The organism is Streptomyces sp. NPDC007162, from assembly GCF_040634175.1.
Lineage (GTDB): Bacteria > Actinomycetota > Actinomycetes > Streptomycetales > Streptomycetaceae > Streptomyces.
This window is the reverse complement of sequence record NZ_JBEYFC010000510.1, coordinates 1-6,316: the sequence shown is the minus strand read 5'-3', so window position 1 is coordinate 6,316 and position 6,316 is coordinate 1. Positions and strand designations below refer to the sequence as shown.

At 68.6% G+C, this 6,316-nt stretch carries 2 protein-coding genes; both read right to left on the bottom strand.

Features of this window, described 5'->3' with window-relative positions; genetic code table 11:
• Positions 1 to 927 precede the first annotated feature (927 nt).
• Positions 928 to 1,650, bottom strand: coding sequence for a hypothetical protein (locus ABZ646_RS37630; RefSeq protein ID WP_360529502.1), 723 nt, complete (start codon positions 1,648 to 1,650; stop codon positions 928 to 930).
• Positions 1,651 to 1,677: 27 nt separating this feature from the next.
• Positions 1,678 to 6,316, bottom strand: a 4,639-nt coding sequence (locus ABZ646_RS37625; RefSeq protein ID WP_360529499.1) for a ricin-type beta-trefoil lectin domain protein, incomplete at its 5' end; no start/stop codon positions are given.

The following is a 6,316-nucleotide window of genomic DNA, read 5'->3' as shown; positions in this document are numbered from 1 at the left end:
CCCCGCGGTTCACCGGGCCCCCGGGCCCCGGGCCCCCCCCCCCCCCCCCCGCCTAGGGGGTGCGCTGACACCCTTCAAACGGGTTCCCCCCGCACCCGTGTCTGTTCGGCACAGACGGTGACGCCACCAAGGCCCCTGGCTGCCGCAGCCCCGGCAACCCTCCTGGCCCATCGCGGTGTGATCAGCGCCTGCGGTGAACCTCTCCAGGAACCGCTCCCGTGCCCGCACCGCCCACGCCAGGCGCCGGCCCGGCATATCGCCGTGGCCGCTTTCGGTCCCGGCAGTTCCTGTGAGCCGGCCCGGGCGGCATCGCCGACACGACGGAACACCGTCCGAACGTGATCTTGCCGGATTCGGCAACGGCCCGGCGGTAGCCGAGGCACTCTCTCTCGGCACCTTTGGCCTCAGGATGGCCCCAGCCGACTCGGACCAATCTGGTACCGAACCCACGAGCAGCGGATTCAGTCCGTTCAGGCGAAGTTGACGACCCGACAGGACAAAATGAACGTTTTCGCAGGCCAAAGGCCTGCACAGGTGGGGCGGGTGGGACTCGAACCCACGGCCGACGGATTATGAGTCCTTTGAGGATCTTGGCGGCCATTGTCGATCAACGTCGATCCATGACGTTTTCGCAGATCAGCGGGATTGATCGTTGACGGCTGAGTACGGCCCTTGTCGGTCCGTGCCTGTCCTTGTGGCCCCTGTTCGGCCCCTGAGCGCCTTTGCCGGACGCCGTAGGTCCGCGTCAGCCAGCCTCCCTCAGCGTGACGAGCGGACCGGAACCGGCTCGCAGCGGATCAGCTTTCCAACGCCAAAGGCTCCGGTCCGAGTTGCCGGACCGGAGCCGCACTGCCGAGCAAGCAGAGCACCGGGCTCAGACAGCGTAAAGAGACGCTCCATGCAGAGGCATCATCACGGACGCGCACTTCAGCCGTGGTAGAGCACGCGGACGGCGTAGGCGTCGGCCGGGAGGCCGATCAGGTAGTCGTTGAAGTAGCGGCGCCGCTCGGCGTTCGCGACATCCAGCCAGCGGCCGTCCAGGGTGAGGAGGGCGTTCGAGGGCAAGACGTCGTCCACGGCGTGGCGTACCAGGAAGTCGAGGTCGTCGCCCAGGTTGGCGACCGGGTCGTCGCCCACAAGCTCCTCCAGTTCCGGGTTGTCCAGCAGCGCCGCGATGGCCGGCTGCGTGCGGAAGTCCTCCAGCGCCTGGGCACGTGGGTAGTTCTCGGGGTCGGCGAAGTGCCGGGCCCAGAATTCACTTGCGGAGTGCACGGGCGGGTAGGCCTGGGCGAAATCCCGCCACGCTTCGAAGGCTCGGCGTGCTTCGGCGGCCGCCTGCGCACGCGGCGTTTCGAGGTCTAGCAGCGCGCGTGGCCCGCCGTCGCACAGGGTCGGCGGAACGTTGCGCGGCTCCCCGGACAGGGCTTTGGCACCCCTGATGAGGCGCGGGTCGCCCTCATGCCCCGGGACGACCAGGAACTCGATGCCCCGGCCGTCGATCCGCCAGTAGTCCCACCAGGTCTCGACATCCGGATCACCGACCCCGACATCACGGTTGTAGTCGAACGGCGCCATCGCCGCACCGATGGCCTGGACGACGTCCCCCGGGTCGCACGGGGGAAGGCACACCGTCACTCGCTCTTTCGCCATAACCCTGTCCTCGGTCTCTCTTCGCCCTCATGCCATCGGCGGCGGATCACAGGAAATGAGCCAGCCGTCACAGCCCCGCTGCCACGAGCGTGTCGCGTCCCAGATCATGTACAGATCACCGACGACGCCGAGACCGCCCATGAGCTTACCCACCCTGCTTCCCCCGCCCGACCTGGGCTCGGACGGCGCATCGGGCACACTGGGAGCCCTTTCGGTGACTTCGCCGGGAGTGATCCGGATGGTCCCTCCGCCGGTCTTGCGGATCAGCGGCTGCACGCGTTGCGTGTCGAAAGCGCCGTCCGGCCAGATCACGCGGACGTGCTTGTTGCCGACGAACTTGTCCCGGATCGCCTCCGCCTCGGCCTGGCCCTTCGCGACGTAGACGACGTTCTGGGTCTGACCCTTGGCGTTTCCGTCCATCTTGCCCGAGACCGTCTTGGCAGTGTTGTCGGGGTCGAACACCTTGGCGTTGCTCTCGTTGGCGTCCCAGGTATCGACGCTGACGATCTTGCCGTTCTTCCAGGTGACCTTGATGTAGTCGGCCGTGGTGCCGGCAGCGACGTGGTCACCGTTCGGACCGTGCCACAGACCCTTCTTGGGCAGCACGCCCTGGTCGTCCTGCCACAAGTACCGGGATCCACTGCCGCTCTTGGAGCCGTCGTAGTACTTGCCGGCGTTGCGCAGGTCGTCGTTCATGTAGTCGAACGCGACCTTCTCCGAGGCGATGTCCGACGGCCCGGTCAGTGTGTGTGGGACTCCGCGCTCGTCGTAGATGACCTGGCGGCCGTTGACCGTGCGCTGGGTGAGTGCCTGGGTCTTCTTGACTTCCGTGGGCGCCTTCGCCCGGACGATCCGCCCGCCCTGGCAGACCGCCGTGCCCTCCCAGCACTCGATGGGCTGCAGACCGTCCGGGTCGCTCTTGGTGACCGGGTTGTTGTCGGCGTAGGAATATCCGTTGATCTGCAGCGGGTCGGACGGGTCGATGACCGGGTCGGCGGAGAGGAAGCGGCCGGTGGACTGGTCGTACTCGCGGGCGCCGAGGTGGGTCAGGCCGGTGGACGTGTCGTCGATTCCGGTGCGCAGGTAGGAGCGCCGGTTGGGCCAGCTGGACGGTTGGCTGCCGCGCGTCTCACCGAAGGGCTTCGAGAAGCGGCGGGTGACGGGCTGTCCACTGGCCTCGTCCACCGCAGTGGTGGCGGTGCCGAGCTGGTCGGTGAGGAGGATGCTCAGCCGGTGACCGGTCGTGCTGCCGTACTTGGTGGAGCGGACCACCGTGGGCGCCCCGGAGTGGGAGTAACCGCGCGAGGCGGCGACGATGTTGCCCTTGGTGTCCGCGGTCACCTCGGTCTCGCCGAGGTAGAGCACGCTGCCCGCGGCGGTGTGCTCCAGCAGACGGTTGCCCGCGCCGTCGTACACGTACGTGGTGCGGTCCGCCGGGGTCCACTGCTGGGCCGCGCCGGCGTTACAGGTGTAGAGCTGCAGATCGGTGCTGTCCGCGTCGTTGGCATTAGGGACGTCGACACACTTACCGGACGCAGGGTGGTAAAGGCTCTTGTCGGATGTGCGGACGGTGAACTTCTGCGCGCTGCTTCCGTCACAGGTGGCCAGCACGATCTTGGTTCCGTTCGCGGTGCCGGAAGCACTCGCGCACTTGCCGAAGATCCGCAGCGTGTCGCCGGACGTCCGCCACTGCTGGGCGCGGGAGTTGTTGCACCGGTAGAGCTGGACGGGGTTGCCGTCGGCGGCGGATCCGTTGGCGTCGTCCAGGCACTTGCCGGACAGGCCGACGATCGCTCCAGCACCGTCACCGAAGCCCTTGACCTCGGTGACCTTGTCCTCTGCGCTCCAGGCAAGGTTCTGCGTGCCGCCGGGCAGCGTCCTGGTCTCGGCGTTGCCGACCGCTGTGTAGGTGTAGCTCGACGCGGTGCCCGCGGCAGGGGTGACCTTGGTCAGGGTGTGCGGCTGCGTGTGCGTGCCGCCGGTGCCCTGGGTGCCGTAGCCGTAGACGCTCTTGACGTCCGTGGCCGTGTCGGCGGGGTCGTGCTCGGTGAGGCTCGCCCGGTTGCCGATCGCGTCGAAGGTGAAGGACTGCCAGTAGGCGGTGGTGTCGGTGGCGACCGTGCCGGCGGCGGGCGCGGCGGCGTTCAGCGACGCCGCCATGTCGCTGTCGGGTGCGGCGGCGTCCGTGGCGGAGTCCGGCGCCTCTGCGATGGGGCCGGCCGAGGACTGGCCGTCCTGCCGGTAGCCCCAGGCACTGCCACTCGCGGACTTGCAGCCGGTGCCGGCGGTGTCCACGGCCACCGAGGAGGTCCAGGCGTGGACCATCTCACCCAGGTAGTCGTAGGTGAAGCACTGGGTGTCCCAGGTGCTCGTCGACCCGGTCGTCTGCTTGCGGGCGCTGGAGGTGACGTTGCCGACACGGTCGTAGGAGTAGTAGGAGTCCGAGATCCGGTGGGAGTTGTCGGTCTCCCGGTCCCACACGGTGCGCTGGACGCGGCCGGTGTGCTCGTCGATGAAGTTCGTGGTCCACACCCGGTAGGGCTGTGCGCCGCTTACCGTGCGCAGGGGCTCGCCGTAGGGCGAGTAGGTGACGTCGGAGGTGTACCAGGTCAAGCCGGAGGTGGACTGGGCCAGTCCGTCGCTGTCGTAGCGGGTGACGACCTTCTCCTTGGCGAGGCCGCCGACGGCCGGGAGGGTCACGCTGAGAGGCTTGCCGGTGGGCGTGTAGGTGTACTCGTACTTGTAAGTGCCGGCAAGACCGGTGGTGTTGGCGTTCGTGGGGACGGTGATCTCGCGTCCGGTGGGCCGGTACTCGCTGTCGTATCCGGTGACCGAGTCGACGTAGTCGCCGGTGGCGTCGTGCCGGATGGAGGAGGCGGGCTTGCCGGCCGCTCCGGGCAGGTCGTAGGTGAACTCCTTGACCGGCGTGGCGGTGGGCGAGCCCTCCCGCACGTAGGTGACCCGGCCGACGGCGTCGTAGGAGGTGTAGGTCGTCTTCTGGTTCGCGTCGGACGCCTTGGTCTGCCGGTCGAGGTCGTCGTACTCGAAGGACGAGGTGCCGAGGTCGGGGTCGGTGGAGGTGCTGAGCCGGCCGCGCGCGTCGTAGGTGTAGGTCCAGAGGTTGCTTTGGTGGTCCTTGACGGAGGTGCGGTTACCGCGGGCGTCGTAGCCGTACCAGGTGCTGCGCCAGTCGCTGAGGTCCTTGTTGGTGAAGTGCTGGACGCTGGTGGCCCGGCCGAGGGCGTCGGTGGTCGTCTTGGTCGCCGGGGTGGCGCCGCCGGCGGGCTTGGCGAGCGTCCAGTTGTCGCCGTAGCTGGTGGTGTCGGAGTAGACGGCCGTGCCGCTGTGCAGCGCGGTCGTCTTCACCGGGCGCTCCAGGCCGTCGTACGCGGTCCGGGTCATGCTCGGTACCAGGCTGGGGCTCCTGGGCTTGAACTGGGCGGCTTCGGGCTCGCCCTTGGCGAGGTAGTCGCCGGTCTGTTCGCGGACCAGGCCGTGGTCGTCGTAGCGGGTGTCGACGATGACGCGGCCGGGGCCGTGGGCCTCGCTCTGCACCTGGAACTGGCGGCCCAGGCCGTCGTAGAGGGTGATCTGCTTGGTGTAGGTGCCGTCGTCCTTGATGGTCTGCACGGTGACCGCGGTGGGCTTGGTCGCGCTGGAGGTGACTGCGGCCATCTGGTAGCCGATGACCACGTCCGGGGACTGGTCGCCCGAGGAGCGGGACGCCGACCAGCCCTTGGTCAGACGGCCCAGGGCGTCGTACTCGCTGCGGGAGACGTGCCCGTTGGTATCGGTGACCGTCAGGGCGAGGCCGCGGCCCGGGTCGTAGGTGGTGGTGCTGGTGTGGCCCTTGGGGTTGATCGTCTTGATCGCGGTGACCGGTCCACCGATGTCCGCGGGCGTGTACTGGGTCTCCGTGACGCCCTTGAGCGGGTCAGTGATCTTGCGTGGCCGACCGAGCGGGTCGTAGCTGCGGCCTGTCACCACCGAGTAGCCGACGCCGGTGCCGTCGGGGGTGGCGATGCTGGTGGGCAGGCCCTTGGTCGGCGTCGCACCCCAGGCGCCGTTGTCGTAGCTGGTGCGGGTGGCGTTCATCAACTGCGTCGCCGGGTCGGCGGTCGCCCAACCGTCGCAGGAGGTAGCCGTCATACGGACCTGCTTGGGCAGGCCGATGAGGTTGGCGTCCTCGTTGTTGACGTAGTCGGTGCGGGCGCAGGTGTAGTCGCTGAGCTTCTCTCCGCTGCCGTCGGGCTTGACCACGGCGGTCTGCACCTGCCACGGCAGCCCGTGGTCGGTCTCGAACTCGGTCTCGGTGCGCACCGCCTGCCAGCTGGTGTCTACGGTCTGGATGGCGTCGGTGCGCCGGACGCCGACCTGGAAGGCGAGAAGCGGGTCGAGTCCGCCGTCCCGGGTACGGGAGGCCGTCTGATGCGACCAGGGGTAGTTCAGGGTGCGCTTGAGGAGCCGGCCTCCGGTGCCGTCGTAGGTGAGGGTCTCGGCGGCCATGCCGGCGTACTGCGGCGCGTCGTCGGCGGCCAGGGTGACGGTGCCGGTGGAGTCCTTCAGCGCGCCGCCGGTGCCGCGGAAGTAGCGGGTGACACCGTACGACTGAGTCTGCGGGACGCCTACGGTGGTGCCGCCGTTCTTCGCTGACGACGACCAGCAC